20 protein-coding genes and 1 tRNA gene are annotated in these 24,468 nt (G+C 36.0%); 8 read left to right on the forward strand and 13 right to left on the reverse strand.

All coding sequences use genetic code 11. The annotated features are described in order from the left end of the window. Positions 1–170: 170 nt before the first annotated feature. The 3 genes from aspS to ACQ7EO_RS18160 all read left to right on the forward strand — a co-directional run bounded on the left by aspS (position 171) and on the right by ACQ7EO_RS18160 (position 3,186). Positions 171–1,955, forward strand: a complete 1,785-nt coding sequence (gene aspS, locus ACQ7EO_RS18150; protein WP_244015034.1) for an aspartate--tRNA ligase — start codon at positions 171–173, stop codon at positions 1,953–1,955. 138 nt (positions 1,956–2,093) lie between these two features. After that, positions 2,094–2,312, forward strand: coding sequence for a hypothetical protein (locus tag ACQ7EO_RS18155; protein WP_004723114.1), 219 nt, complete (start codon positions 2,094–2,096; stop codon positions 2,310–2,312). Between the two features lie 10 nt (positions 2,313–2,322). Continuing rightward, positions 2,323–3,186 carry a lysophospholipid acyltransferase family protein gene (locus ACQ7EO_RS18160; protein WP_434278260.1) on the forward strand — a complete coding sequence of 288 codons (864 nt, stop codon included), beginning with the start codon at positions 2,323–2,325 and terminating at the stop codon, positions 3,184–3,186. A 51-nt stretch (positions 3,187–3,237) separates the two neighbouring features. On the opposite strand, the gene ACQ7EO_RS18165 is transcribed toward ACQ7EO_RS18160, so the two are convergent. Then, entirely contained in the window at positions 3,238–4,044 is an 807-nt protein-coding gene (locus ACQ7EO_RS18165) for a glycosyltransferase family 25 protein (RefSeq protein ID WP_434278261.1), read from the reverse strand. 142 nt (positions 4,045–4,186) lie between these two features. Here ACQ7EO_RS18165 and ACQ7EO_RS18170 point away from each other — a divergent pair, with 142 nt between their 5' ends. The 3 genes from ACQ7EO_RS18170 to ACQ7EO_RS18180 are packed head-to-tail and all read left to right on the forward strand — an operon-like array spanning position 4,187 to position 8,038. Continuing rightward, a complete protein-coding gene (locus ACQ7EO_RS18170) occupies positions 4,187–5,092 on the forward strand; it encodes a glycosyltransferase (RefSeq protein WP_004819062.1) in 906 nt (301 codons plus the stop codon). Between the two features lie 53 nt (positions 5,093–5,145). Continuing rightward, on the forward strand, positions 5,146–6,063 hold the full coding sequence (locus ACQ7EO_RS18175; RefSeq protein WP_096735472.1) for a lipopolysaccharide biosynthesis protein: 918 nt from the start codon (positions 5,146–5,148) through the stop codon (positions 6,061–6,063). A 37-nt stretch (positions 6,064–6,100) separates the two neighbouring features. Further along, positions 6,101–8,038: an acyltransferase family protein gene (locus ACQ7EO_RS18180; RefSeq protein ID WP_434278264.1), complete on the forward strand. Its 1,938-nt coding sequence runs from the start codon at positions 6,101–6,103 to the stop codon at positions 8,036–8,038. Between the two features lie 536 nt (positions 8,039–8,574). Here ACQ7EO_RS18180 and ACQ7EO_RS18185 read toward each other — a convergent pair. The 7 genes from ACQ7EO_RS18185 to ACQ7EO_RS18215 all read right to left on the reverse strand — a co-directional run bounded on the left by ACQ7EO_RS18185 (position 8,575) and on the right by ACQ7EO_RS18215 (position 14,683). Further along, complete coding sequence (locus tag ACQ7EO_RS18185) at positions 8,575–9,369, reverse strand: glycosyltransferase family 25 protein (protein WP_434278266.1); 795 nt, start codon at positions 9,367–9,369, stop codon at positions 8,575–8,577. Between the two features lie 93 nt (positions 9,370–9,462). Continuing rightward, positions 9,463–10,236 (reverse strand): glycosyltransferase family 25 protein, encoded by a 774-nt coding sequence (locus ACQ7EO_RS18190; protein WP_434278268.1) that lies wholly within the window; start codon positions 10,234–10,236, stop codon positions 9,463–9,465. A gap of 12 nt (positions 10,237–10,248) precedes the next feature. Beyond that, complete coding sequence (locus tag ACQ7EO_RS18195; RefSeq protein WP_004819051.1) at positions 10,249–11,028, reverse strand: glycosyltransferase family 25 protein; 780 nt, start codon at positions 11,026–11,028, stop codon at positions 10,249–10,251. Between the two features lie 74 nt (positions 11,029–11,102). After that, entirely contained in the window at positions 11,103–12,017 is a 915-nt protein-coding gene (locus ACQ7EO_RS18200) for a glycosyltransferase family 32 protein (protein ID WP_434278269.1), read from the reverse strand. A 104-nt stretch (positions 12,018–12,121) separates the two neighbouring features. After that, positions 12,122–12,880, reverse strand: coding sequence for a glycosyltransferase family 25 protein (locus ACQ7EO_RS18205; RefSeq protein ID WP_209826839.1), 759 nt, complete (start codon positions 12,878–12,880; stop codon positions 12,122–12,124). A 10-nt stretch (positions 12,881–12,890) separates the two neighbouring features. Then, complete coding sequence (locus ACQ7EO_RS18210; protein WP_434278270.1) at positions 12,891–13,877, reverse strand: Stealth CR1 domain-containing protein; 987 nt, start codon at positions 13,875–13,877, stop codon at positions 12,891–12,893. A gap of 38 nt (positions 13,878–13,915) precedes the next feature. Further along, on the reverse strand, positions 13,916–14,683 hold the full coding sequence (locus ACQ7EO_RS18215; protein WP_004723130.1) for a hypothetical protein: 768 nt from the start codon (positions 14,681–14,683) through the stop codon (positions 13,916–13,918). Positions 14,684–14,917: 234 nt separating this feature from the next. Here ACQ7EO_RS18215 and ACQ7EO_RS18220 point away from each other — a divergent pair, with 234 nt between their 5' ends. Further along, positions 14,918–16,087 carry a nucleotide sugar dehydrogenase gene (locus ACQ7EO_RS18220; RefSeq protein ID WP_434278272.1) on the forward strand — a complete coding sequence of 390 codons (1,170 nt, stop codon included), beginning with the start codon at positions 14,918–14,920 and terminating at the stop codon, positions 16,085–16,087. After that, the gene (locus ACQ7EO_RS18225; protein ID WP_434278275.1) at positions 16,084–17,106 is read left to right on the forward strand and encodes an NAD-dependent epimerase; all 1,023 of its coding nucleotides are present in this window, start codon (positions 16,084–16,086) and stop codon (positions 17,104–17,106) included. Before ACQ7EO_RS18220 ends, ACQ7EO_RS18225 begins: the two co-directional genes overlap by 4 nt. A 125-nt stretch (positions 17,107–17,231) precedes the next feature. On the opposite strand, the gene ACQ7EO_RS18230 is transcribed toward ACQ7EO_RS18225, so the two are convergent. The 5 genes from ACQ7EO_RS18230 to ACQ7EO_RS18250 all read right to left on the reverse strand — a co-directional run bounded on the left by ACQ7EO_RS18230 (position 17,232) and on the right by ACQ7EO_RS18250 (position 24,408). Further along, on the reverse strand, positions 17,232–18,158 hold the full coding sequence (locus ACQ7EO_RS18230; protein WP_004723137.1) for a branched-chain amino acid transaminase: 927 nt from the start codon (positions 18,156–18,158) through the stop codon (positions 17,232–17,234). Between the two features lie 26 nt (positions 18,159–18,184). Then, complete coding sequence (gene glnE / locus ACQ7EO_RS18235) at positions 18,185–20,935, reverse strand: bifunctional [glutamate--ammonia ligase]-adenylyl-L-tyrosine phosphorylase/[glutamate--ammonia-ligase] adenylyltransferase (RefSeq protein ID WP_239046458.1); 2,751 nt, start codon at positions 20,933–20,935, stop codon at positions 18,185–18,187. A 138-nt stretch (positions 20,936–21,073) separates the two neighbouring features. Then, the gene (locus ACQ7EO_RS18240) at positions 21,074–22,351 is read right to left on the reverse strand and encodes a sensor histidine kinase (RefSeq protein ID WP_004819037.1); all 1,278 of its coding nucleotides are present in this window, start codon (positions 22,349–22,351) and stop codon (positions 21,074–21,076) included. A 452-nt stretch (positions 22,352–22,803) separates the two neighbouring features. Then, positions 22,804–23,784: an aspartyl/asparaginyl beta-hydroxylase domain-containing protein gene (locus ACQ7EO_RS18245; RefSeq protein ID WP_434278278.1), complete on the reverse strand. Its 981-nt coding sequence runs from the start codon at positions 23,782–23,784 to the stop codon at positions 22,804–22,806. Between the two features lie 537 nt (positions 23,785–24,321). Continuing rightward, positions 24,322–24,408, reverse strand: a tRNA-Leu gene (locus ACQ7EO_RS18250). Positions 24,409–24,468 lie beyond the last annotated feature (60 nt).

Below are 24,468 nucleotides of genomic sequence, written 5' to 3' on the forward strand. Positions count from 1 at the left end.
TCACTGAAACTTTATCAAAATCAGCTTAAATTTATTCGGCAACATGCTAGTTTTTGCCCCAAGTCCTTGTGACTCACCGCTCAAAGAGGCATAATCTCACATTACATTTTTAGGCGATGCGCTGTTTACGTACTCGCTTCCTTAACCCATATAGTTGGATTTTTAACGCTATGATGCGAACTCATTATTGCGGTTCTTTAACCGAAGCTCAAATTGACCAGACTGTAACGCTTTGCGGCTGGGTACATCGTCGCCGTGACCACGGTGGGGTGATTTTCCTTGATATGCGTGATCGTGATGGTCTCGTTCAAGTCGTCATCGATCCAGATACCCCAGAAGCATTTGCAACTGCGGATAAAGCACGTTCAGAATATGTATTAAAAATTGTAGGACGTGTACGTCGTCGCTATGAAGGCACCGAAAATGCCAATATGGTGAGTGGTCAAATCGAAGTTTTAGGTAAAGAAATCGAAGTTCTTGCTGCATCTGAAACTCCACCATTCCCATTGAATGATGAAAATGCCAATATTTCTGAAGAAATCCGTCTGAAATATCGTTTCCTCGATATTCGTCGCCCAGAAATGATTGATCGCTTACGTTTCCGTTCTAAAGTAACCACGTTAATTCGTAACTACTTAGATGAACATGGCTTCTTGGATGTTGAAACACCAATCTTGACACGTGCAACACCTGAAGGCGCGCGTGACTATTTAGTACCTAGCCGTGTTTCAAATGGTAGCTTTTATGCACTTCCGCAATCACCACAACTATTTAAACAATTGTTGATGGTTGGTGGTGTAGACCGTTATTACCAAATCGCAAAATGTTTCCGTGATGAAGATTTACGTGCAGATCGTCAACCAGAATTTACTCAAATCGACATCGAAACATCGTTCTTAAACGATGACGATATTATGGATTTGATGGAAGGCATGACCGTTAAGATGTTCAATGAACTTCTTGGCGTAAAATTCGACAAATTCCAACGCATGACTTATGCAGATGCTATGCGTGATTATGCATCTGACAAACCAGACTTACGTATCCCTTTGAAACTTGTAGACGTTGCTGACATGATGCAGGACGTTGAGTTCAAAGTATTTGCCGGCCCAGCAAAAGATCCTAAAGGCCGTATTGTTGCACTTCGTGTACCAGGAGCAGGTTCACTGCCACGTAGCCAAATTGATGAATACACTAAATTCGTTGGAATTTATGGCGCGAAAGGCTTGGCTTATATTAAAGTCAATGAACTTGAAAAAGGTATCGAAGGTCTTCAATCACCTATCGTTAAATTCATCGAACCAATCGTGCTTGATTTGTTAAAGCGTGTTGGTGCTGAAAATGGCGACATCGTATTCTTTGGTGCCGATAAAGCCAAAGTTGTAAATGATGCAATGGGTGCTTTACGTATCAAGATCGGTCACGACATGAACATGTCAACAACCGAGTGGGCGCCACTTTGGGTTGTTGATTTCCCAATGTTTGAAGAAACTGATGATGGTAAATGGACCTCTGTTCACCACCCATTCACACTGCCAAAATCAAGTGTTGAAGAAGTGAAAAGCAATCCAGGTTCAGCACTTTCTGTTGCTTACGATATGGTATTGAATGGTACTGAAATCGGTGGTGGCTCATTGCGTATCTATACTTTAGAAATGCAAAAAGCGATTTTTGAAGCTTTAGGTATTGGCGAAGAAGAAGCTGAAGAAAAATTCAGTTTCTTATTAAATGCTTTAAAATTCGGTGCGCCTCCTCATGGTGGTTTAGCATTCGGTTTAGACCGTTTAGTGATGTTGATGACAGGTTCATCATCTATTCGTGACGTGATTGCTTTCCCGAAAACTAAAACGGCTGAGTGTCCATTAACTCAAGCACCTGCGCCAGTTGAACCAAATCAATTGCGTGACTTGGGTATTCGTTTACGCGAAAAACCGAAAGCTGAAGAAGCTAAATAATTTTTAGCTATTTCATCGAAAACCCTGCGCTATGCAGGGTTTTCTGTTTTGCGTATGTATTTTATTTCGATAGGTTCTAATTGAGATAAGTTCTCATAAATGGCATACTATCGCTGTTAACTTTTGAGGTGAAAACCTATGGCTATGCGACCTAATGTACTTCGTCATACAATTATTATCATTGTATTTTCAGTGGTTCAATGGGGATTTATGCGTTATATCCTAAGCCATCAGTTGTTTAATTTAGATACTTATCAACGTATTTTATATTTCAGCATGAGCAGTTTTATTGCTGGTTTCTTTATTATTTCAGCACTGATTTACTTGGTGTTGAAAGGCAATGCTGACCGCGACTAATATTCATTAAATGTATAAGCTACTTAAAACTTTCTCTCGATTACCTCTAGGTATGATACAAAGTATTGCTAGAGGTGTCGGGAATTTATTGTTTATGAGTAATTCTTCAGCAAAACGCACCACTGAATTGAATTTAACTGCGGCATATCCTGAGCTTGATGAACAACAACGTAATCAACTGATTAAAGCCAGTTTAAAAAGTCAATGTATGACTTATGCAGAGTCAATTAAAATTTGGGGATCTCCTCCAGAGTTCGCCTTAGCACAAATTAAACAGGTCTATAATGCTGAGATTTTTCTCAATGCATTAAAGAATCCCAATGGTAGTATTGGTGTGGTCCCTCATTTTGGGGCGTGGGAACTCATGAATGCCTGGATCAATCAACATACTCATCCCGTTATCATGTATAAGCCGAGTCGAAATAAAGACTTAGATCAGTTTATGCTAGAGTCTCGCCAACGCTTAAATGCAACATTGGTACCTACTGATGATACTGGTGTACGTGCCTTATTTAAACATTTAAAACAAGGTGGATTTACCGCTATACTTCCTGACCATATTCCCAAAGAGTCTGGCGGTATTTATTCTGAGTTTTATGGGCAAAAAGCATTTTCTTCAACTTTGCTTTCAAAGCTTGCTGCAAAAACCCAATGTTCAGTCGTGGGTTTGACTTGTGTCCGTCGCCCTGATTTCTCAGGTTTTGATATACATTTTACGGCACTATCTCAAGATATTAATTCTAAAGATTTACAGCTTTCTGTCGATACCTTGAACAAAGAAATGGAGCGAATGATTAACATCGCTCCTGAACAATATTTATGGGGTTATAAACGATTTAGGAAATTAGAGGGCGGCAGGAATTTGTATAAATAAGCAAATTCTTACCACTAATCAATACTCAAAATCATATTTAAATATTAAATTTTAACGGAATTTTATTTTCACAACCCGAATACCCTGTCTAAACTTTGTCAGCGTAATCAACATTTTTTGAATTTTTCTAAAAATTCGTGAACATTCTTTTTTCAATTTAACACTGAATTTCAAGTTTTCTTTTTTTAGAGACTTACCTTTTCTGAGATTTCTCACGTCCTCTAAGGCACTGGGAAATTGTGTATTACCTCTCCTCAAGATCATATCTTGAATACATAATGCAGGGCTAAGTTGGTACACTTCAAGCTCAGGGCACTCTCTAAACAAAAAGTGATCGACTGGAATCAATACTTTTGATTCAACGATAAAACTGAGTAATTTTTTTGCTACATCTAGGGATAAGATATAACCACCACATCCCATATGTGCCTCGCGTAATAACAATAGCTTACGAGCGTTGGGAGCTGAAAGGTTTTGTTGTTTTAACGCCACACCAATTTTTTTATAAAAGACTTCCAACTTGATCACTGAACATTCTTTTGGAATCCATGCATCATCCAATAAAAAATCTTTTGCATGCTCACCTAAATAAATATCATCTTCAAAAATTACAATATAATCAAGTTGCTCATCTATGGCTTTTTTCCACAACAACATGTGACTGAGTAAGCAACTCACTTCATTTTGATGTAAATTTGTTGTATACCCGACCATCCCAAGTTGAGATGTCGCGATATCTATATTCGCAGGTGTAATCGCATCAAAAAATTCAAAATTTACTTCTTGTTTTGCAAATTCAGCATCGATGTGCTTACGGCGGTCTTGAGCCGTTGATAAACTAATAACAAAATTTTTCATAAAAACTCTTACAACAATTACTTATAAATTTAATTTTGAGATCGACTCCACGATAAAGATTAATGTTCATTTAATTTAATCGCATTTAGCGATATACTATATGGCACCACTCTAATAAATGTGATTTTAGGGGCTATAAATAATGATTACTGAAAACATTAAAATTTTTGTAGGTTGCGATCCCAATAACTGTGACCTTGAACAACTTATGGTATTAGAACACAGTGTTCGTAAACATACACAGCATAATGTTGAAATTATTTGGATGCAACTTAGTCATGACATAAATAGTCCATGGTACAGCAATCAAGACACAGGTAAAGGATGGTCTACAGAAAAGTGGGCAACACCTTTTTCAGGTTTCCGCTGGGCAATACCTGAGTTATGTGACTTCAAAGGCCGTGCGATTTATATGGATGCAGATGTAATCGTGCTCTGTGATATTGCAGAACTTTGGTCACACCCGATGAATAATGATGCAATTGTTATTGCGAAAGGTGGGAAAAGTTCAGCACGTTTATGTACTTGCGTGTGGGATTGTGAAAAAGCTAAACAATATCTCCCACCACTTGATGAGATCCGTAACAATCCGGAAAGTCATAAGAATTTAATGCGTCTTATCAAAGAAAAGCCTCAGTTAGTTGAACCTTACCAAGATTCTTACAACAATATTGATGGTGAGGATTTAGCGATCGAACAAATTAAAGTATTACATTATTCAGACATGGGAACTCAATTTAGTCATAAGTATGCGATTCCACGTCTTGCTGAAATGAATCAAAAGCATTGGTTTGATGGCAAAATTATGCCTCATCCTCGTCAAGATTTAGTTGAATTATTTGATCAATACTATGCAGAAGCACTGGAGCTGGGATATAGACCTGAAAATTATTTAATTGAACCTTTTGGAACTTTTTCAAAAGCAAGTCAAATTAATTACCACGGTAATAAAGTGACTCGTCCAGATCAAGAAACCAATTGGTTGAACAAGCAAATACGTAAAATTAAAGCTAAATTTAAAAAATCTACATTCACTTTAGATGGATAAATTGTCGAATAGACAATTTTCCATCTTCACTCATTTTCTCATTACGACGCTATATGAACTATAAAGTACCACAATCGATTCAATTGCTGTTTTCAAATTTTATTTTAAGAAATATATATAAATTAATTTATAAACATAGCCACCCTAAAACATACCGACATAATCGCAGATACTGGCCTTATTATTCTGTAAAAAGAAATAAATTTGGTGGAATTGATCAGATTTATTTTCGCAAGAAACTTGTTGTCGATAATTCAGTCATGCCAACAAGTGCTTGTAAAAAAAGCATGTTGATTGCAACAGGACCCTCTATTCAGAAATATCCAGCAGACGTATTTCAAAAGCAAGATATTGATTATATAGGTGTTAATGGATCAATTTCATTAGATCACGTTCAATTTAAATATTATGTCATTATCGATCATAATTTTACTCAAAACCGTTTTGATTTAGTGCTCAAAGTACTTCAGAGCCAATGTACTTTTTTCACCACACCCCGCTGTCTTGATATAATTTTCAGAAAAATTCATCCTGATCAAATTAAGTGCCAAATTAAAGTCATTGAAACGATTACAGAAGGTAAAGTTGAACGATTTTTAGGGCCACGTATTACCATCAACCCTCACCAAAACTATTTTTACTTAGAAGGAAATAAAGGATTTTCTCAGCATATCCATGATGCCATTTTTGACTATTTCACAGTGCCATATGTTGCTTTACAGATTGTTTATGCCCTATCTTATCAAGAAATTTATTTGGCAGGTTTAGATATGAATAACTTTAATCAGCCACGTTTTTATGAAAAGAGTACCAACAAACAACCGACAATGCTCAATCAATACTTAACTGAAATATTTCCAGCATTTGACGCTGCCTCGCACTTTTTAAACAAGCAGAATATTAAAGTTTACAATCTTTCACTTAAGAGTGCGATAGAGTCATTCGAGAAATTAGATCCAAAGCTTTTATAAAACTTGGATTCACCTTAGCTCCTAATTCGTTTTCAATATGCAAACCAAAAATTTTCGTGATGATATCAATGGGCTCCGCGCCTATGCCGTAATACTTGTCGTTCTGTTCCATTTCGGGGTTTCAGGATTTTCTGCTGGTTTTTTAGGCGTCGATGTTTTCTTTGTTATTTCTGGTTATCTAATGACCAAAATTATTATTGAGAACCTTGAAAGAAACAGTTTCTCTTTTATAAACTTTTATTTAGCGCGAATCACACGGATTTTTCCTGCACTATTTTTTGTCGTATTGGCTATGACGGTTTGTGGATGTTTTTTTTTCATCCCAGAAGATTTTAAGCTATTTGCTAAAGATGCAAAATATAGTCTAAGTTTTTTATCCAATGACTTATATTACCGTCAAGCAGGTGATTATTTTGCTGTAAGCTCACATGATAAAGCCTTACTGCATACTTGGTCTTTATCAGTAGAATGGCAATTTTATATATTATTTCCTATTCTTGTTTATTTATATTTTAAAATTATTCAAAATAAAAAATTCTTAGGGATATTTTTAATCTTATTATGTATTTCATCTTTAAGCTTTTCGATTTATATCTCATCTAAAGACTCCATCTATGCTTTTTTTAAGCTCAGCTCTCGTGCTTGGGAATTGCTTGCTGGTGGCTTGGCTTATTATTATTTTAGAACGTATACACCAACCCAACCGATAAAGTATTTTTTTGAAATTGTTGGTTTCTCATGCATTGTGCTCAGTTTAGTTCTGTTTGGTCAAGATACGATATGGCCAAGTTATAACGCATTAGTTCCTGTAGTTGGAACGATGTTGATTCTTATTGCCAATCAGCAAAATTCAATTTTCACAAAATTTAAATTAATTCAAAATATAGGCAGTGCCTCTTACTCTATTTATTTGTGGCATTGGCCTGTTGCCTTTTTACTTGGATATTTTTTCTTTGAAAAAGACTTCATCAATATTAGTTTAGCGATTCTAATCTCTTTTATCTTAGGTTGGTTAAGCTATAAATATATTGAAAGCTCAAGAAAATATTTAGTCAATATCAAGGTATATTACTGCTATTTACTATTCTTTATTCTTCTTATTTCTGCATCTATGCTCTATTCATACATCAACAAGGATGGTGTAAAAAGTCGCGCAGATTCTCTATATTTAAAACACAATGAAAAACTTGAAATGCCAAAAGTTTCCAATGGCTGGTGTTTTTATAATATTAAAGACGATCACAGTCTTAAGGTGGGTCAAAAAGGTCTTGAATGTCATATTGGATCGAAGCAAGCTGATGCTCAACCCGTGCTTTTATTTGGCGATTCTTTTGCAGGGCATAATATTCCCTTTTGGCATTATCTTGGTAAAGAACTCAACTTAAATATCCATGCTATTACTACAAATTGGTGTTATCCGAGTATAGATAAACAATTTACAGGGGACAAAAACTCAACAGCCTACCAGCAATGCATGCTGAACCGAGACTACTTAAAAAACAATATAAATCAATACAATGTATTAATATTTGCAGGTCGCTGGTCCGATATTGTACAACAGCATCAAGAGCAGAGCTTTGAGAGTTTGCTAAAGCTCGCCAATCAATCTCATAAGAAAGTTATTGTGATGTCCGAGCCTTATGCCTTTGATGCAAATATTAGCCTTTTATACAAAAGATCATTGTGGTTACATCGAAATTTCAACCTCAATAATTATTTTGATAATGTTAAAGCGAAACAGCAAAGAATTGCACTTCAACACATCACAGACATGACTCAGCGCTATCCAAATACGTTATTGCTCACTCAAGCTGACTTGTTTAAACCAAATCATATGGCAAAAGAAAGTATTCCCTATTCTTTGGATGGTCGCCACTTATCTGTTTTTGGTTCATTATCATCTGAAGAGTACTTTACTCAACAGGCTAAATATAAAGTACTCAAACAGTTTTTATCTTCTTCAGACGAACCATAGCTTTTATGCCAACTCTGTTATGCGTCCTGATAAGCTTTGATTTTGTAGATAAGATCAAAGCTTATTTTTGATCTTGATTTAATTAACTTCTGATTTAAAAATAAATCCTGAGCTAAAATATTGTTTCAAAAACTGAAATCAAGTATTTTCAGGCAACCTCTTGATCATTTTTCAAAAGAGTCTGGCCGTATTTATCCTGCTATAAAAAATTTAGAAAGTTAGAGGATGGGCCTCATTTGTATAAATAGTCTAAAATTAAATCAATACACAATGCTAATGACGCAAACTATTTATTTTTGCAATCATCAGCGCAACTTGCACTCCAAAATATGCTTTAAGTCCTGAATTTTACTTATGCCTAGATTATAGTCTGGTAAAGATGCTGCATCTTATATCCTGTCTTGTTCTAAAGAAATGCTAAAACTGACGAATACAGAGCGTTATTATAAAAATATCCAAGACGCTATCTCTTTTCCTCAACAATTCTAGACAAATTCAAGTGGCTGATGATTTTGATGCAGCAATGAAAATTAAATTCATTTAAATTTTATAGATCGATATGCCGATAGTTTGAAAATTTGATGAAATAATCGTAAAACTTCTCTTTGAATTTTACTGAGTATAGTCATTGCTTCTTTCTGCCGATGTTGCTCAATCCTGTCAGATTCGTGGCGAATAGCACGCTCATTCTCTAAATGACTCGGAAAATTGTCATATTTCTTATGTAAATAAAAATCCTGAACACAAATTGCTGGCACCATTTGATAAGCCTTATATTTTCCATATTTCACATGACAACCAAATAATATGTGATCAACTGGAACTAACTCAGGCATATTACGAATAGATGCCAGAAAATATTCTGCAGCTTCTCTTGATAAGATATAACCAGCTCCACCGAGATGCTTCGCTTTAAGTTGATACAATGCCCTATCATTGATTAAAGCTGTTGGAAAAAATGAGAGATCCACTTTTTTATCAAAGGCTTCTAATTTTATAAGATGTATATTTTTAGGAATCCATGAAAAATCATCAATAAATTTTTGTAGGTTTTCTCCAAAATGCACATCATCTTCAAAAATTGCCATATATTCCAAGTTTTGTTCGACAATTTTTTTCCATAGCAATACATGACTTAATAGACAAGCGATCTCACCTTGTGTTAAGACGCCTGTGCGAGTTAATTCAATCCCTAAACTTTTCGCATTTTCTATGGTTGTTGCAGGTGTAACCGCATCAAAAAAACTAAATGGTACAGAATGCTTTTTAAACTCTGAATAAATATGCTGTCTTCTATCAAGAGCCGAATCTAAACTAATAACAAAATTCACTGAAAAACCATCTCGATGAGTGCAAAAATAATGATACAACAATTAAGCGATTATAAAACTATCATACTATTCAATTTATTGATTTTAAATAAATTAATCTTTAGAGCTTCTAATAAATTCGAGTTTGGTTTTAAACGGGAGGTCAGCAAGTTGAATAAAGACCCGACTGACTTCTCTCAAAACTTTTTGCAGTCCTGTCGGTTTAGATACAACTTGATCTCGCCATTGAAGGCTTGTCGTAAATTTTTGCTCATTGGGGTTCAATATATAATCTTGAATACATAATGCAGGTGTTAATTGATAAACCCCTAATTTCCGTTCCGAAATATACTTTCTAAAGATCATTTGATCGACATGGTCAAAAACGTCTTGCTTTTTTAAGTATTCAACAAGCTCAATCGCACCGTTGTAAGACAAAATATAACCTGCAGCACCCAGATGAGCTTTTCTCAATCTTCTTAAAAAAAAGTTCTTATTGTTAAAAACCTTAGTTTTATCTAAATCTAGAACCACTTTAGCGTAGGCTTTTTCAGTTTTCACAATATCATGACTTAACCAATTTGAGTCTTTTAAAAACAATTCAGCATCTTGGCCGAGATGAATATCATCTTCAAAAATTGCGATTGCTGGGATTTTTTCGTCGATTGCTTTTTGCCAAAGTGAAACATGACTCAATAAACACGCCAATTCATTTTGACTTAAATCACTTTGACAAAGTGTCAAATTAATTTTTTCTGCTTGGGTTACAATTGAATCAGGCTCAATCGCATCGAAAAAAGAAAAAGGAATATCTTTGTCGTCAAATTGCTGAAGAATATGAGCTCTACGGTCTTTTGCTGATTTTAAACTAATAACGAAATTTTTCATAAAATACTCGATTTATTTAAAACCTACCGACTTAAAAAATAGGATACTTTTTAGCTGATGCAATATACGATAGAGTTCTAAAATAATTTTATCTACCCCCTTCTTCTTATTATATTTTCTTCTCAGCAAACGCTCTTTATATAAATGGCTTGCAAACCGAACACTATCTTTGCATGAATACAGGGTTACATCCTGAATACATAACGCTGGTTTCATTTGATATACAGAAAAAATATTTTCTGTGATCACACATTCAAACATTAAGTGATCTAAGGCAATTAACTTATCTAGTGTTTGAATGTAGCCCAACAATGTTTTTGCACCGTCTAAAGACAATATATAGCCAGCAGTACCTAGGTTTTTACTCTTTAATTGAAAAATAGCTCTATCATTAAAATCGTTAAAAAATTTTACTTTTTTTCCTAAAGCAGTCCTATGTGTAAATTCTTCTAATTTTATAAGATGCCAACTTGGATCTATCCATTGACTATCAGAAAGAAATTCATTGACGTCTTCGCCTAAATAAATATCGTCTTCAAATATCGCCATATACGGGGTATTTTCATCAACCATTTGTTTCCATAAATAGGCGTGACTCATAAAACAAGCAACCTCACCTTTGGTTAAAGCTTGCTCATCAATATTTAAATCAAGCGCTTGGGCAAAAATAGCAGCAGGCTCTGGCGTTAAAGCATCAAAAAAATCAAAAGCTACATTTTTTTTCCCAAACTCACTCAATATATGTTGTCTACGTTCAAGTGCTGTCGATAGGCTAATAACGATTTTTTTCATAGAGATGTGACTATAAGCAATAGGTCTATTTTACTATTTTTTTGTCTAGCAATCATCCTTACTTACATACTTTACTAAGAAATATCGAGGAAACTATCTTCGAAATACATTTTTTTTGAAAAGTAATGACTGAGTGTTTTCCGTTCTTTTCCTGCGAGTTTTAACAATTTAGGTGCCTCGGTTGGAGGATAATTAATAGCAAAATCAATTAAAATTTTTTCTTTGATCCACTGATTTTTCACTTGATAAAACAAAGCATTTTCATCGCAATTAATTAACGTAATACTCGGGAAAGATTGTCTAAGTACTTTTTGACAAGCAACATAGGCGACTAAATATTCTAAATTACCGATTCTTTGAAAAAATTCTTTGTTGTTCTCTTGGGTATTTCGAATATTTGCTACATAGCGTTTGGGTGTTTGTTGAATTGCTAAATATAATTCATCATACCAATATTTAAAAAAAGCATTATTTTGAACAGTTGCCAACAACCAATTTTCCAATACTGGATAATCGATCTGCGTGGTATTTTTTTTACGATAATATGAAAAACATTCTGTCTGATTCTTTTGCATCAACTCAGAAATCCAGTCTAGATTTTCATAGACAATAATACTGGCATCTAACCAAATTCCACCATGCCGATATAACAGATCAAATCTGAGTAAATCAGCCTTTTGTTGAGGCGTTGCATTCGTCAATAAAGAGAAATCAATATCACTATACTGGCTGACATTTTTAGGATTAAGTACACATACTTGATAAGATGGATTTTTTGCTTGAGTATTTTGAATACATTTTTCAACAAACTCAGGAAAATCACCTTCCCAATACATCCATATCTTTTTAGGTAATTCAATGGGTGTAGCAACAGGATTAAAAATCAGTTGTCCTGCATAGTTATCAATTTTTTGATTAGCATGTCTAATTTTGTAATAGTACATCATATGAAATTTAGCTAAATAAAATAATTTTTTAAAAATTTTCATATAAAAAATCCAATATTTTTTACAAAAAAGCGGAACCAATAAAATTTAAACTATACAGTATTTAAAATATTCGTTACGTTATTTACTAGAACATCTTTGTACACTTAAAAATAAAGATGTTTAAATGCATACATCCGATCACGCCACATACGTTTTTGCTTCTTAAAACCATAAGAATGGTCACGATTTTCTTTCTCTTTACGAGATATTCCTTGTGTTGCAACTGTACCTAAAATATCGCTATCTAGACCTGCTGGGCGAACAAAAGCAGGCCAAACACCTAATCCTTTTCCATTCTTACTCAGCCAAGTTTGGAAAAAGATATCAACAGGCATGGCGATTGTTTTACCTTGTGCAATAAACGCTTCAGCACCTTTACGTGACCAGATTAAACCCAAACCACGAATAGGAAAATAATAAGCATGCCACAATGAATAGTCACCTAACTGAGTAATATCTTTGGCTAACTTTTTCTTCTTTGCCGCTAAATTCACCAAATACCAATCTAGCGCTTGATGGCGATCTAAATAAGCTAAAACTTGATCCATAGATTGTTTGAAATCAGCTGTAATTTTCATATCATCTTCTAAGACAACAAGATAATCTGCATCACTTGCTAAAAATTTCTGAGCGCAGCCATAATGACTGAGATAACAGCCCAGTTCTGAATTGAGTAAACGTCTTCCTAAAGTTTGCTGCGTTAACGCATCATCATAATCCTGAAAAGATGATAATTCTTTGCCACGGCCATCATAAGCAGAAAAACGCTCAAACTCCCAGTTTACCGCCTGTAACTGTTCTGTTGCGCGAGCAAGCCGCTCATCACTACCATCTAAATTGATCAGATATGTTTTAACTTTCATGATTGGCTTCCTACGATAAAACTTTGGCTGAAATCACTGATTTAGGCAAATAATCATATAATTTATCGATCATTTTACGACGTACCTGTGCAGCATTCTCAGAATTCAGTTGATCTAAACTTTGGATACAACCATATTTAATATTGTCTTGATTCAATGCGTCTACAAACGCAGCTAAGCTTTCAGCATTCTTCAAATAAGCCAAAGCTAAATCAGGCTTTAAAACAGCTTCATTTTTTTGAATCTTTAAATGATTCATCAATGAAATCGGATTTAGTTGTTCGACACTTCTAAATTTATATTTAATCTGTGTTTCCAATAGGTCTGGATGATGCAATAAGTATTCACTTAAAATTTTACGATCGACACAGTGTGGATAATGATGGATTTCAAAAAATTCTTTAAATCCTAAAATATCAGCACCCAGCATTTGTGCGATCACATGACCGGGTTGAATCGGTTTATTAAAATTACGATTTAAAAATTGACGGTATTTCAGCTTGGTCTTGTAACTAAAACAACTTTTCCAGTGCCCATAGGTGACGATTTTATTGCTCTCAAGAAAATCTTCAATTTGAGCGGGTGAATTAAAAAAGAAGTCATCATTTAAGTAGATGAAGTAATCTGAAAGCCCGTTGATATTCCATAACATGCTTTCAATTGACCGAGTGTTAAACGTAGGTAGAAATTGCGTATAACCAGCAAAAATCTCACGATGATCAACGACACGAATTTTATTTGTATCACAAAGACCTTGCGCTACAAATTCATTTAAAAACTCAGGCTGCTGATTATCTGTAACAATGAAAATATGACGGCAAAAAGGCACATACTTCAATATAGATGCAATGTTGTAATAGATCTCATCATTACTGGCAAAACGTGTATCGCTCACGGCATCTGAGGCATCACCACCTGTGAGATATTGCTGACGTTTACGTTTTAACTCAACATCATTGCCATCGACCCAAGCAATCACGATATCAAGGTTTTGCATCTATATTGTTCTCAAATGTTCTAATCATCTAAATAAAATTATTGCCAAGCGTCTTTAATCCAGTCTGAAGGCAACACATAGCGGTACCATTTACCTCCACCTCCAGTCACGGCATCAGGTGGATTAATTTCCCCATGGAAAATAATAATTTTGGCATCTTGTGGCTTAACTGGTGGCTTGAAATAAGCAAGCGGTAACTTTTGCAAACAATGGTATTTATAACTCTTACACCAATCTTTTGGCCAGTAGCTGAGTTTTTGCTGCTGATCAACATACCAAGACAGATATTCTTGTTCATTTCGAAATTTATGACTAATTTCTTTAAAGTTTTCACGAAAATAAGGCAAGATGTCAGGAAAAGTACCTAACTTAAAACGATAAACTGAACTATTGCCAGTCACACGCCAAGGACGTTTCCAGTCGTGAATAATGAGGAATTCACCCGGATAGCTAAAGAAGTCATCAATATTGTCTACAATGACCACATCAAGATCTAAAAATAATAAATTGCCTTTTAAACCATATAAGTCAGGTTCAAAAGTCGATAACTTATTCCATCCTCGTTCAGGACTTCCTTCAGGCAATGCTAACGGCGGAATTGGAAAGCATTGAACCTCTGGATTAATACCTTCTGTACGGTCAGTCAAACAGACCATTTGGAAATCAATTGTGGTATGTCGTTTGACCATGTTATATAGGCGATTGACATAATCAGCACCATATTTGCTGCCCCACTTCATACACAAAACGATATTCTGTTCTGATTCAACTAAATTCGACTGTAAATTTGATTCATTGACCTGCATGCATCAATCTTCCACCTGAGCAATCCCCATATCATACCATTACCATCGCCAAGTTACTGTATTCGATTGCATATGCTGAACAATTTGTTTCATGAGAATATGCTATGATGCGTTAACAATTTACATTGAGCATAGTCATTTTAATTGTTCGATATTTTATTGAGCAATCTTTAAATGAAATCTCAGTGAAATTGAATACAACTTTTGCAAGCACATTTTCTATATTAGGTTTTTATGAAAATAGCAGTCGCTGGAACAGGTTACGTTGGCTTATCCAATTCAATGATATTTGCACAACATCATGAAGTTGTTGCAGTAGATATTTTAGAATCTAAGGTTAACTTGCTCAACAATAAAATATCACCCATTCAAGATGCGGATATTTCATTATTTTTAAAAGAAAAATCATTAAATTTTACAGCTACGACAGATTATCAAGCAGCTTATCGCAATGCAGATTTTGTGATTATTGCGACCCCAACGGATTACGACACCAAAACCAATTATTTTAATACGCAAAGTGTCGAAAGCGTGGTTCAACAAGTTTTAGAGGTCAACCCAAATGCAGTGATGGTGATTAAATCAACTGTCCCTGTCGGCTTCACCAATAGCTTAAAAGAAAAATTCCACACTGAAAATATTATCTTTTCTCCAGAATTTTTACGTGAAGGAAAGGCATTGCATGACAATTTGTACCCTTCCCGTATTATTGTTGGGGAAAAATCTGATCGCGCTAAACTGTTTGCTGACTTATTGATCGAAGGCGCCATCAAAAAGGATAGCCCTGTTTTATTTACCGACGCAACTGAAGCTGAAGCAATTAAGTTATTTGCCAATACCTATCTCGCTATGCGCGTTGCCTATTTCAATGAACTGGATACCTATGCGCAAATTTTTGGCTTAGATACTCATCAAATTATTGATGGTGTTTGTCTAGATCAACGTATTGGTAATCACTATAACAATCCGTCATTTGGTTATGGTGGCTATTGCCTACCGAAAGACACCAAACAACTTTTAGCTAACTATAATCACGTTCCAAGTAATTTGATTCAAGCCATTGTTGACTCAAATAGTACGCGTAAAGACTTTATCGCAGACTCGGTGATCGCACGTAACCCTAATAAAGTTGGTATTTATCGTCTAGTGATGAAAAGTGGTTCAGATAATTTTAGAGCGTCGGCAATCCAAGGTGTGATGAAACGCATCAAAGCCAAGGGAATTGAAGTGATTGTCTATGAACCGACTTTACAAGAAGATGAGTTCTTTAAATCCAAAGTCGTCAATGATTTAGAACAATTTAAACAGCAAAGTGATGTGATTATTGCTAATCGAGTTTCTAATGACTTAAGTGATGTATTAGATAAAGTCTATACACGAGATATTTTCGGAGCAGATGAATGAAAGTCCTCGTCACAGGTGCAGCAGGTTTTATTGGCTTTAATGTTGCAAAAAAACTTTTAGAGCGTGGTGATGATGTTGTCGGCTTTGACAATATGAATGATTACTATGATCCCGCATTAAAACAAGCCCGATTAGCAGTTCTCAAAGATACGGCAGCACAAACCCAGCAAACGTTCACTTTTATTCATGCCAATCTTGCTGATAAAGCAATCGTTGATCAATGTTTTCAAGATCATCAATTTGATCGGGTGATTCATTTGGCTGCACAAGCTGGTGTCCGTTACTCATTAGAAAATCCATTGAGCTATGTGGAAAGTAATTTAATTGGCTTTACCAATATTATTGAAGCATGCCGTTATGCCAAAACGCCACATTTAACCTATGCCAGTACCAGTAGTGTTTATGGTGCGAATACCACCATGCCATTTAGTGAAAAACATGGTGTTAACCATCCTGTACAGTTCTATGCGGCAACCAAACGTGCCAATGAACTCATGGCGCACAGTTATAGCCATCTCTTCAATTTACCGACAACAGGCTTACGCTTTTTTACTGTCTATGGTCCTTGGGGCCGTCCAGACATGGCTTTGTTTAAGTTCACCAAGAACATTATTGAAAACAAGTCTATTCCTGTGTTCAATCACGGCAACCATACCCGCGACTTCACTTTTATTTCAGATATTGTGGAAGGTGTGATTCGTTCAAGTGATCAAATTGCACAACCTGATCCAAACTGGGACAGCAGAAATCCTGATCCATCGACCAGTTATGCGCCTTTCCGTATTTTCAATATCGGCAATAACAATCCAGTAAAATTGATTGAATATATTCATGCCATTGAAAAAGCTTTAGGCAAAGAAGCCATTTTAGAATTACTCCCATTACAACTGGGCGATGTGCCAGATACTTTTGCGGATAGCAGTGCTTTAGAACAGATGGTCGGATACAAACCATCGGTATCTGTTGATGATGGTGTCAAGCAATTCGTAGATTGGTATCGAGATTTTTATCAGGTTTAATCAATAGTATTGTTGAGTTTAAAGCTTAATTTTAGCATTTGAATTTTTCTTTCAATTCTTTCAATACTCAAATTTAAGCACAAAAAAAGGATTCCACTCGGAATCCTTTTTTAGCATGCAGCCACTTATTTTACATAAGTCAGCCAATGTGCATATTTTGGATCTTTACCTTGAACAGCATCAAAGAATGCTTTTTGAATCTTCTCAGTAATCGGACCACGAGCACCTGAACCTATTTCACGATCATCATATTCACGGATCGGCGTCACTTCAGCAGCAGTCCCGGTAAAGAATGCTTCATCACCAATATAGAATTCATCACGGGTAATACGACGTTCAACAACTTCAATACCCATATCTTTTGCAATGGTGATAATTGTTTGACGCGTAATCCCATCCAATGCACCGCCAGCAATATCTGGTGTATGTAGTACACCATCTTTGACTAAGAATACATTTTCACCTGAACCTTGGCATACATACCCTTGAGGGTCCATAAGCATTGCTTCATCATAACCAGAATGTGCCACTTCTTGGTGTGCAAGAATAGACAAGGTATAGTTACCTGAAGCCTTGGCTTTACACATGGTCACGTTAGGGTGATGGTGGGTAAATGATGAGGTTTTAACACGAATACCTTTTGCCATTGCTTCATCGCCAAGGTAAGCACCCCAGCTCCATGCAGCAACTGTCGCATGAATGGTATTATCAGTTGCAGCGATACCTAATTTTTCCGAACCAATGAAAATAATTGGGCGTAAATAGCATGATGCCAATTTATTTTCACGGACAACATCAATTTGAGCTTGTTCAAGAGTTGCTTGATCAAATGGAACTTTCATTTGATAAATTTTTGCAGAATTTAACAAACGTTTTGTATGGTCTTGGAGACGGAAAATCGCAGTACCGTTAGGTGTTTCATAAGCACGGACACCCTCAAAAACACCCATACTATAATGTAATGTATGAGTTAAGACGTGAATTTTAGCTTCACGCCAATCAACCATTTGTCCATCTTGCCAAATAAAACCATCACGATCAGCCAAATTCATGGCGCACACTCCAAATTTTTACACAATTATTCACTTTCCAAAGCGAAACTCGCTGTTGGATCAATTAATCTTTGCCATAACTTGCAAACGACCTCTCGGGTATCGTGCCAATCCGCAGCACTCACTTGCATATTATGATTTGCAAGTGCCAAACGGTGGCTCTCGGCGCGTTCACTGAGATAAGCTTGAATCAATGCGGATACATCGTCGCTGGATAAGCAACCTGCCTTTGCGGCATCTTCAAGGATTCGTACGTTGTCGGAATAATGGGCGAGATCAGGATTCGTCCCACTCCAGGCTAATACGACATACTGTGCCATAAATTCGATGTCAACGATACCACCTGCATCCTGTTTTAGATGAAAAATTCCATCTTTTTTCTGATCTTTTGAGGAACCCAAATGATCTTTCATCTTCTGGCGCATGTTCAAGACTTCTTTGCGAACCGTTTCTTCTTCTCTCGGTAATGTGAGAACCCTACAACGCAATTCTTCAAATTTTGCTCTTAGACTTTGCTCACCAGCAATTGAGCGTGCGCGAACAATTGCTTGATGTTCCCACAACCAGGCACTTTTGAGTTGGTACTGTTCAAATGCTTTTAAACTGGTGACCAATAAGCCTGCTTCACCAGATGGGCGCAAACGGGTATCAATTTCATAGACTCGACCATCTAAAGTTTGTGTGGTCATCAGAGACATAAATTTTTGCGCAACACGCATGGCAAATTCAAAACCACTAATGGCTTTTTGACCATCGGTATCTGCTTGCTCATCCATATAATGGATAAAAACTAAATCGAGGTCTGAACCATAGCCCAGTTCAATGCCGCCTACTTTGCCATAACCAATCACAGCATAGGCCATGTGATCTAATGAACAACGTAGACCTTCTGCATCGACAGGATAACCATGACGCTTGGCAACCGTCTGATAAGCCAAATTTAATGTCGCAATCACAGAAACTTCTGCAATATCTGTTAAAGCATCCGAAACTTTCATCAATGGGCTTTCTGCTAGCACATCACTTGCGGCAACGGTAAGCACATTGGATTTTTTAAATAAGCGCAATACTCGCATTTGATCTTCAACTTGATCGATTTCAATACGTAGTAATTGCTGGCGTAGCGAATCTTCCAAATAATCTCGTCGAGGCAGTTCAAAATCCATGGATAAAAACTCATCCAGCAGAACTGGATAATGTGTCAATTCCTCACAAATCCATGGACTGACTGTGGCCATTTTGACCAAACGTTGCAGCGCTCCTTTGCTTTCAATCAGCATCACCAAATACACAGTACGGCGCATTACAGATTCGACCAACGGCATCAATCGCATTAAAGCCACTTGCGGACTATTTGACTGTAAAACTGCTTCAACCAAATGCGGCCAAAATTCTTTTAAACGCTGTACAGCTTTAGCAGGCAGTTTCTTGATTGCATGACCATACCAAAACTCATGAATCAGATTTTGAGCATTACTGTCTAAGATTTCATTGAGCTGGCTTTCCAACTGACTAAAGCTTTCAATTGGAGAATCTAGCCCTTTTTCTTTAATCAAATGCTCAAATTGAAAAGTCACTTTGCTGCGCTTTTGGTTGAGAAAATCAATAAAAGCATCCCAATCATCAAAACCCAAGGTATCAATTATTCGCTGACGAAGTTCAGGCTCTGTCGGTAAAGATTGTGTTTGCTGGTCATTCAAAGCTTGAATAGCATGCTCTACACGTCGTAAGAATAGATAGGCATCTTCAAGATCCTCAACAGATTGATGATCGAGTAAGCCTGCCTCACCCAAATGTTTTAGGCTAACAAGGCATTGGCGGTCTTGTAATTCTAATTTTGCTCCGCCATAAATCAGCTGAAAAACCTGCACAATAAATTCAACTTCACGAATACCACCAGCGCCCAGCTTAATATCATCTGCAATGTTACGCCGAGCCACCTCTCGTTCAATCATGGCTTTCATTTCACGCATGGCTTCAAAAGCGGTGTAATCTACATATTTACGAAAAACGAAGGGGCGGGTCATGTCTAATAAACTATCACCGTCTTGCCCACCGGTGATAATACGCGCCTTAATCCATGCATAACGTTCCCACTCGCGCCCATGCTGGCTTAAATATTTTTCTAAAGCCACATGACTTATTGCCAATGCTGAACCATCCCCCCAAGGACGTAAACGCATATCCACACGAAATACAAAACCATCTGCGGTAATATGATCCAATAAATAGATCAGTTTTTGCCCCCACAAAATGCAAAATTGCTGTACATCAATACACTTACGCCCATTGCTTTCACCTTGTTCATCAAAGGCAAAAATCAGGTCAATATCACTAGATAAGTTCAGCTCTTGTGCGCCAAGCTTGCCCATCCCAATGACGATCAAATCTTGAATCTTACCGTTATACCCCATCGGTTCGCCATGTTTTGCCAGCAAAGGAATTCGGGCAAAATCTTTTGCTGCAACGATACAGGCATCTGCAAAATCAGACAGTTCTCTTGTCAACTTCACCACATTGGTCAGTTGGTTGGCATCTTGCCAAATCCAGCGAAACATTAAGCGTGCACGAAGAATACGTAAGACTTTCATCCACGTATTTTCATCTTGTATATTGACTAAATGATCATAAACGAGTTGCTGAATTTGTGCAGTACTGAGCGATTGTTGAAATTGATCAATTGCATAATCATGTTCTAAAGTGGCTTGATGTAGACTTAATACTTGTTCTGCATACTGACTTGCATGTAATGTTTTTTGCAATTGCTCAATGTTCATTGAAAAGCCTGTACTTATGTTTTATCAAGTTATTTATAGCAGTTTGCTTTACATTTAGGGAGGTTTTTGTACTTTTCTTAAAAAACAAAGCTCAAAAAACCACCAACCACAATCAATCTAAATTATTCAAATATAGAATTATGAAATTTTTATTTTATCTTGCTTGATTTCAGGACAAACCAAAGTTTGATGGGTGTTTTTTGCAGCGGGTAACGCAACAATAAAAGTCGTTCCCTCACCTGTTTTAGAGCTTACAGAGATTTTTCCATGATTGAGATCCACAAACCGTTTACATAGAACCAGCCCTAAACCTGTTCCTCGTTCTCCAATGGTACCTTTTATACTGGCTTTAATCTGTGGTTCAAACAGTTGTTCAATTTGCGACTGCGTCATTCCCAAACCAGTATCATGAATAATAATTTCTATATTTTTCCCTACTGGGTGCGCAACAATGGAAACTTTTCCAGAACCATCAGTACGGGTAAATTTTAAGGCATTTGAAACCAGATTTTGAATTACCGAGGTCACCATATTCATATCTGCAAAAACGCTTAAATCCTCAGCAACATTTTCAATCAGTTGTATATTTTTATTGACTGCCAAAGGCTTAAGCACATCGTAAACGATCTTTGTGGTCTGTTTTAATTTAAAATTAATTGGGTGATAAACAAAGCGCCCACCTTCTGCCATCGCCCAATTGAGCAAGTTTTCAAGTAGGGAATAAGTTGATTGCAAGGTATCATGCAGATAATCTGCAATATCCTGTATACCGTCATCAGTTAATGTTTCTCGTTCGTTTGCTAAAACATCCGAAAAGCCAATTAACCCATGAAACGGCGCACGTAAATCATGTGCAATGACTTGGAAAAACTTGGTCTTACTAAAATTTAAAGCGCGTTCTTGTTCATATAACTCATAATAATCTTGAGATTCAGATTTACGCGCTAAAATCGTCACTAAACCTGAGCTAAGTTCTTCTAATAAAGCCTGCTGCTTAGTTGTAAATCTTGTATCTTTATCATCATAAAAATAAACATGTGCAATAGAATCATCATCTTCTAACTTAAAGTCATAGCACAATAAGCGTTGGTGTTTTATCCCAATTTCAGCCATATATTGTGAGAATTTTTCATAATTTTTATGGGTTTCTGAAACGATGAGCTGATTGCCAAAATACGGCGATAAACTCAATTTATGCGGAACTGACGCAGCTTTGAAATCACCATTTTCATTTGCAACCCAAATATAAGGCTCATTATGAAAAGTAAAAAAAGCATTTTCGACATTGAGAACCGCACGCGCTACACGTAAATAGCGTTCAATTTTATTATTTGAGGTATAGACCCCTAAAATCAGCGATAGTCGACAAGCACTGAGCTGTTCGGTCTGATGAGCTTCTAAGAATTCTAATTTCATGTTTACCTCATTTGCACTTTCAGTTAACACGCTAGTTATTTAAATCGCCCACTTTTAAATATCAATTTCTTCCAAATACATCAAAACTTAAGACAGAATGTAAAATACAGCCTTGGAAGAGCACTTACAAATGTTCACATAAAACAATATAACAGCAATACAACCAAATAAAAACAATGGGGTGAAAGTTTCGATAAATTTCACATTTTTTTCAACATAAGTAGTCGGTTACAGCTTTATATATTTTTATGATTTAAATAGAAAAAACGAAGCGTTTTATATAGACTAATACTTTAAAACATGGTGATCAAATTCATGAATCAGATATCAACCTATTGGCGTCTATAACCAAGCTTAAGGATATAGAAGTCGCTGTTAAAAGACAAAACAGTAAAATTCGGCATCAACCAGAGCAAGGATATCCCTTAAATGAGTGAGAAAATACGTTATTTTTAATTCATTAAAAAGAGCATTTCAAATAAATAAACCACACCATACAAGAACATAAAAATCAGAGATAGCAGCGTTAAATTTAAAATGAATTTGAGTATCTTATATGTCTTGAAATGCTTTTCACGGAATTGTATTGAATACTGTCTAAATGGCGCAAAAAATTTAAAAATCGCACTATACACCCCTCTTTTATCTTCAGGCGTGTTTGGAACAACGGTTCCTTTAACAAGAATACGATAAGCACTGTTAAAAATTCGTCCGAATATATTCATCGGACGATCAACATCACACATCAGAATTAAACGCGCTGAATTTGCTGTGTTATATGCAAAATGAGGATAGGTTTCATCAAAGACAAAATCTTTACCATCAAACCAAGTACGGGTTTGCCCATCAATATTAATTTGGCAATTTTCAGAGTTGGGTGTCAGCAAACCGAGATGGTACCTAAAACTACTACCGATAGGATCTGCGTGTAAGCTCAGTTCAGAACCCGCTGGTAACAGTGAAAACATGGCACCGCGAATAGCAGGAACTTGATTAAGTAATGCCAATGTCTTGGGACATAATCTTTGCGCGGAAACATGCGTTGTTCCATACCATTTTAAGTAAAACTTACTCCAACCGCGTTTGTAAAAAGTGCGAAAACCAACATCATAATAACCGTCTGCTCCAGGTGTCTTGATCACTTCAAACACACCTGATGACTCTAATGCTATAGCCTCATCTCTAATAATTGTCCAATTGGCTCTAAGCACTTCAATATTTTCCAAAAAATCAGCATCTAATATTGGCTTTTTTGCAAAACTGCGTGTCGTCATATACAGAACACAATTAAATGGTGCAAATATAGGCCAGCTTTTTCTTAAATATTGTGAGAGTGAGTCATAACGTGCTTTTCCTCGCCAACGGTATACATAAGTCATGGCTGCTATCGAATACACGATTAAACCAATGATGATCATAATACTTAGATTCATTATAATTTTACTCCGATTATGATTTCTGTATCCTCATGGTGTGTCCTTGATTTTCCTTAAATAAAACCAATCTTCTTTACTGGATAAGCCGCACTGAGATCATTTAGTTATTTTTCAAAATAGCGGGAAAAATAAAATATTTTCAAATTATTTAAAATACTTTTAACTATAACTAATTAATTTTCCTATAGGCAAGAAATATGTACACCTTTGGTTAAGTTTTAAATGATTGAAATTAAAAATATTAACTATCGTTGTTAAGTGATCAGGTGCTATTTATCGCATACTGATATTTATTATAAAAATGCGTCATTAAAGAGGGATCGAAGGAACACTAGAAATTACGTAATTTTAATTAAGCATCGAAACCATCATTTAAATGCCAATCTATTAATTGCGTCATACTGATCAAAATCAGTTTTTTCTTTTTTAAAGCATTCGCGTTGTTATTGGGTTTCTTAGTTTTTGATAGCACTAATTTCAGTCAATAAAAAAATCCCTCAAGTCTAAATATGCTTGAAGGCTTTCCATAATATATGGTCCCGAGGGTCGGACTCGAACCGACACGTCATCGCTGACAGTGGATTTTGAGTCCACCGCGTCTACCAATTTCACCACCTCGGGAGAGGTTGTGTGCGTATAATAGCGCGTTTCATTTTCTTGTCAACGACAAGTTTTCACATT

It is taken from the genome of Acinetobacter sp. CE-15 (assembly GCF_051059255.1).
In the GTDB taxonomy this organism is placed as follows: domain Bacteria; phylum Pseudomonadota; class Gammaproteobacteria; order Pseudomonadales; family Moraxellaceae; genus Acinetobacter; species Acinetobacter guillouiae.

Coding starts and splice junctions, on each gene's coding strand:
- aspS (WP_244015034.1), top strand. CDS start 171: ATGATGCGAACTCATTATTGCGGTTCTTTAACCGAAGCTCAAATTGAC.
- ACQ7EO_RS18165 (WP_434278261.1), bottom strand. CDS start 4,044: ATGAAAAATTTTGTTATTAGTTTATCAACGGCTCAAGACCGCCGTAAG.
- ACQ7EO_RS18190 (WP_434278268.1), bottom strand. CDS start 10,236: ATGAAAAATTTCGTTATTAGTTTAAAATCAGCAAAAGACCGTAGAGCT.
- ACQ7EO_RS18175 (WP_096735472.1), top strand. CDS start 5,146: ATGAACTATAAAGTACCACAATCGATTCAATTGCTGTTTTCAAATTTT.
- ACQ7EO_RS18225 (WP_434278275.1), top strand. CDS start 16,084: ATGAAAGTCCTCGTCACAGGTGCAGCAGGTTTTATTGGCTTTAATGTT.
- ACQ7EO_RS18240 (WP_004819037.1), bottom strand. CDS start 22,351: ATGAAATTAGAATTCTTAGAAGCTCATCAGACCGAACAGCTCAGTGCT.
- ACQ7EO_RS18160 (WP_434278260.1), top strand. CDS start 2,323: ATGTATAAGCTACTTAAAACTTTCTCTCGATTACCTCTAGGTATGATA.
- ACQ7EO_RS18200 (WP_434278269.1), bottom strand. CDS start 12,017: ATGAAAATTTTTAAAAAATTATTTTATTTAGCTAAATTTCATATGATG.
- ACQ7EO_RS18180 (WP_434278264.1), top strand. CDS start 6,101: ATGCAAACCAAAAATTTTCGTGATGATATCAATGGGCTCCGCGCCTAT.
- ACQ7EO_RS18195 (WP_004819051.1), bottom strand. CDS start 11,028: ATGAAAAAAATCGTTATTAGCCTATCGACAGCACTTGAACGTAGACAA.
- ACQ7EO_RS18245 (WP_434278278.1), bottom strand. CDS start 23,784: ATGAATCTAAGTATTATGATCATCATTGGTTTAATCGTGTATTCGATA.
- ACQ7EO_RS18230 (WP_004723137.1), bottom strand. CDS start 18,158: ATGAATTTGGCTGATCGTGATGGTTTTATTTGGCAAGATGGACAAATG.
- glnE (WP_239046458.1), bottom strand. CDS start 20,935: ATGAACATTGAGCAATTGCAAAAAACATTACATGCAAGTCAGTATGCA.
- ACQ7EO_RS18155 (WP_004723114.1), top strand. CDS start 2,094: ATGGCTATGCGACCTAATGTACTTCGTCATACAATTATTATCATTGTA.
- ACQ7EO_RS18210 (WP_434278270.1), bottom strand. CDS start 13,877: ATGCAAAACCTTGATATCGTGATTGCTTGGGTCGATGGCAATGATGTT.
- ACQ7EO_RS18215 (WP_004723130.1), bottom strand. CDS start 14,683: ATGCAGGTCAATGAATCAAATTTACAGTCGAATTTAGTTGAATCAGAA.
- ACQ7EO_RS18220 (WP_434278272.1), top strand. CDS start 14,918: ATGAAAATAGCAGTCGCTGGAACAGGTTACGTTGGCTTATCCAATTCA.
- ACQ7EO_RS18205 (WP_209826839.1), bottom strand. CDS start 12,880: ATGAAAGTTAAAACATATCTGATCAATTTAGATGGTAGTGATGAGCGG.
- ACQ7EO_RS18170 (WP_004819062.1), top strand. CDS start 4,187: ATGATTACTGAAAACATTAAAATTTTTGTAGGTTGCGATCCCAATAAC.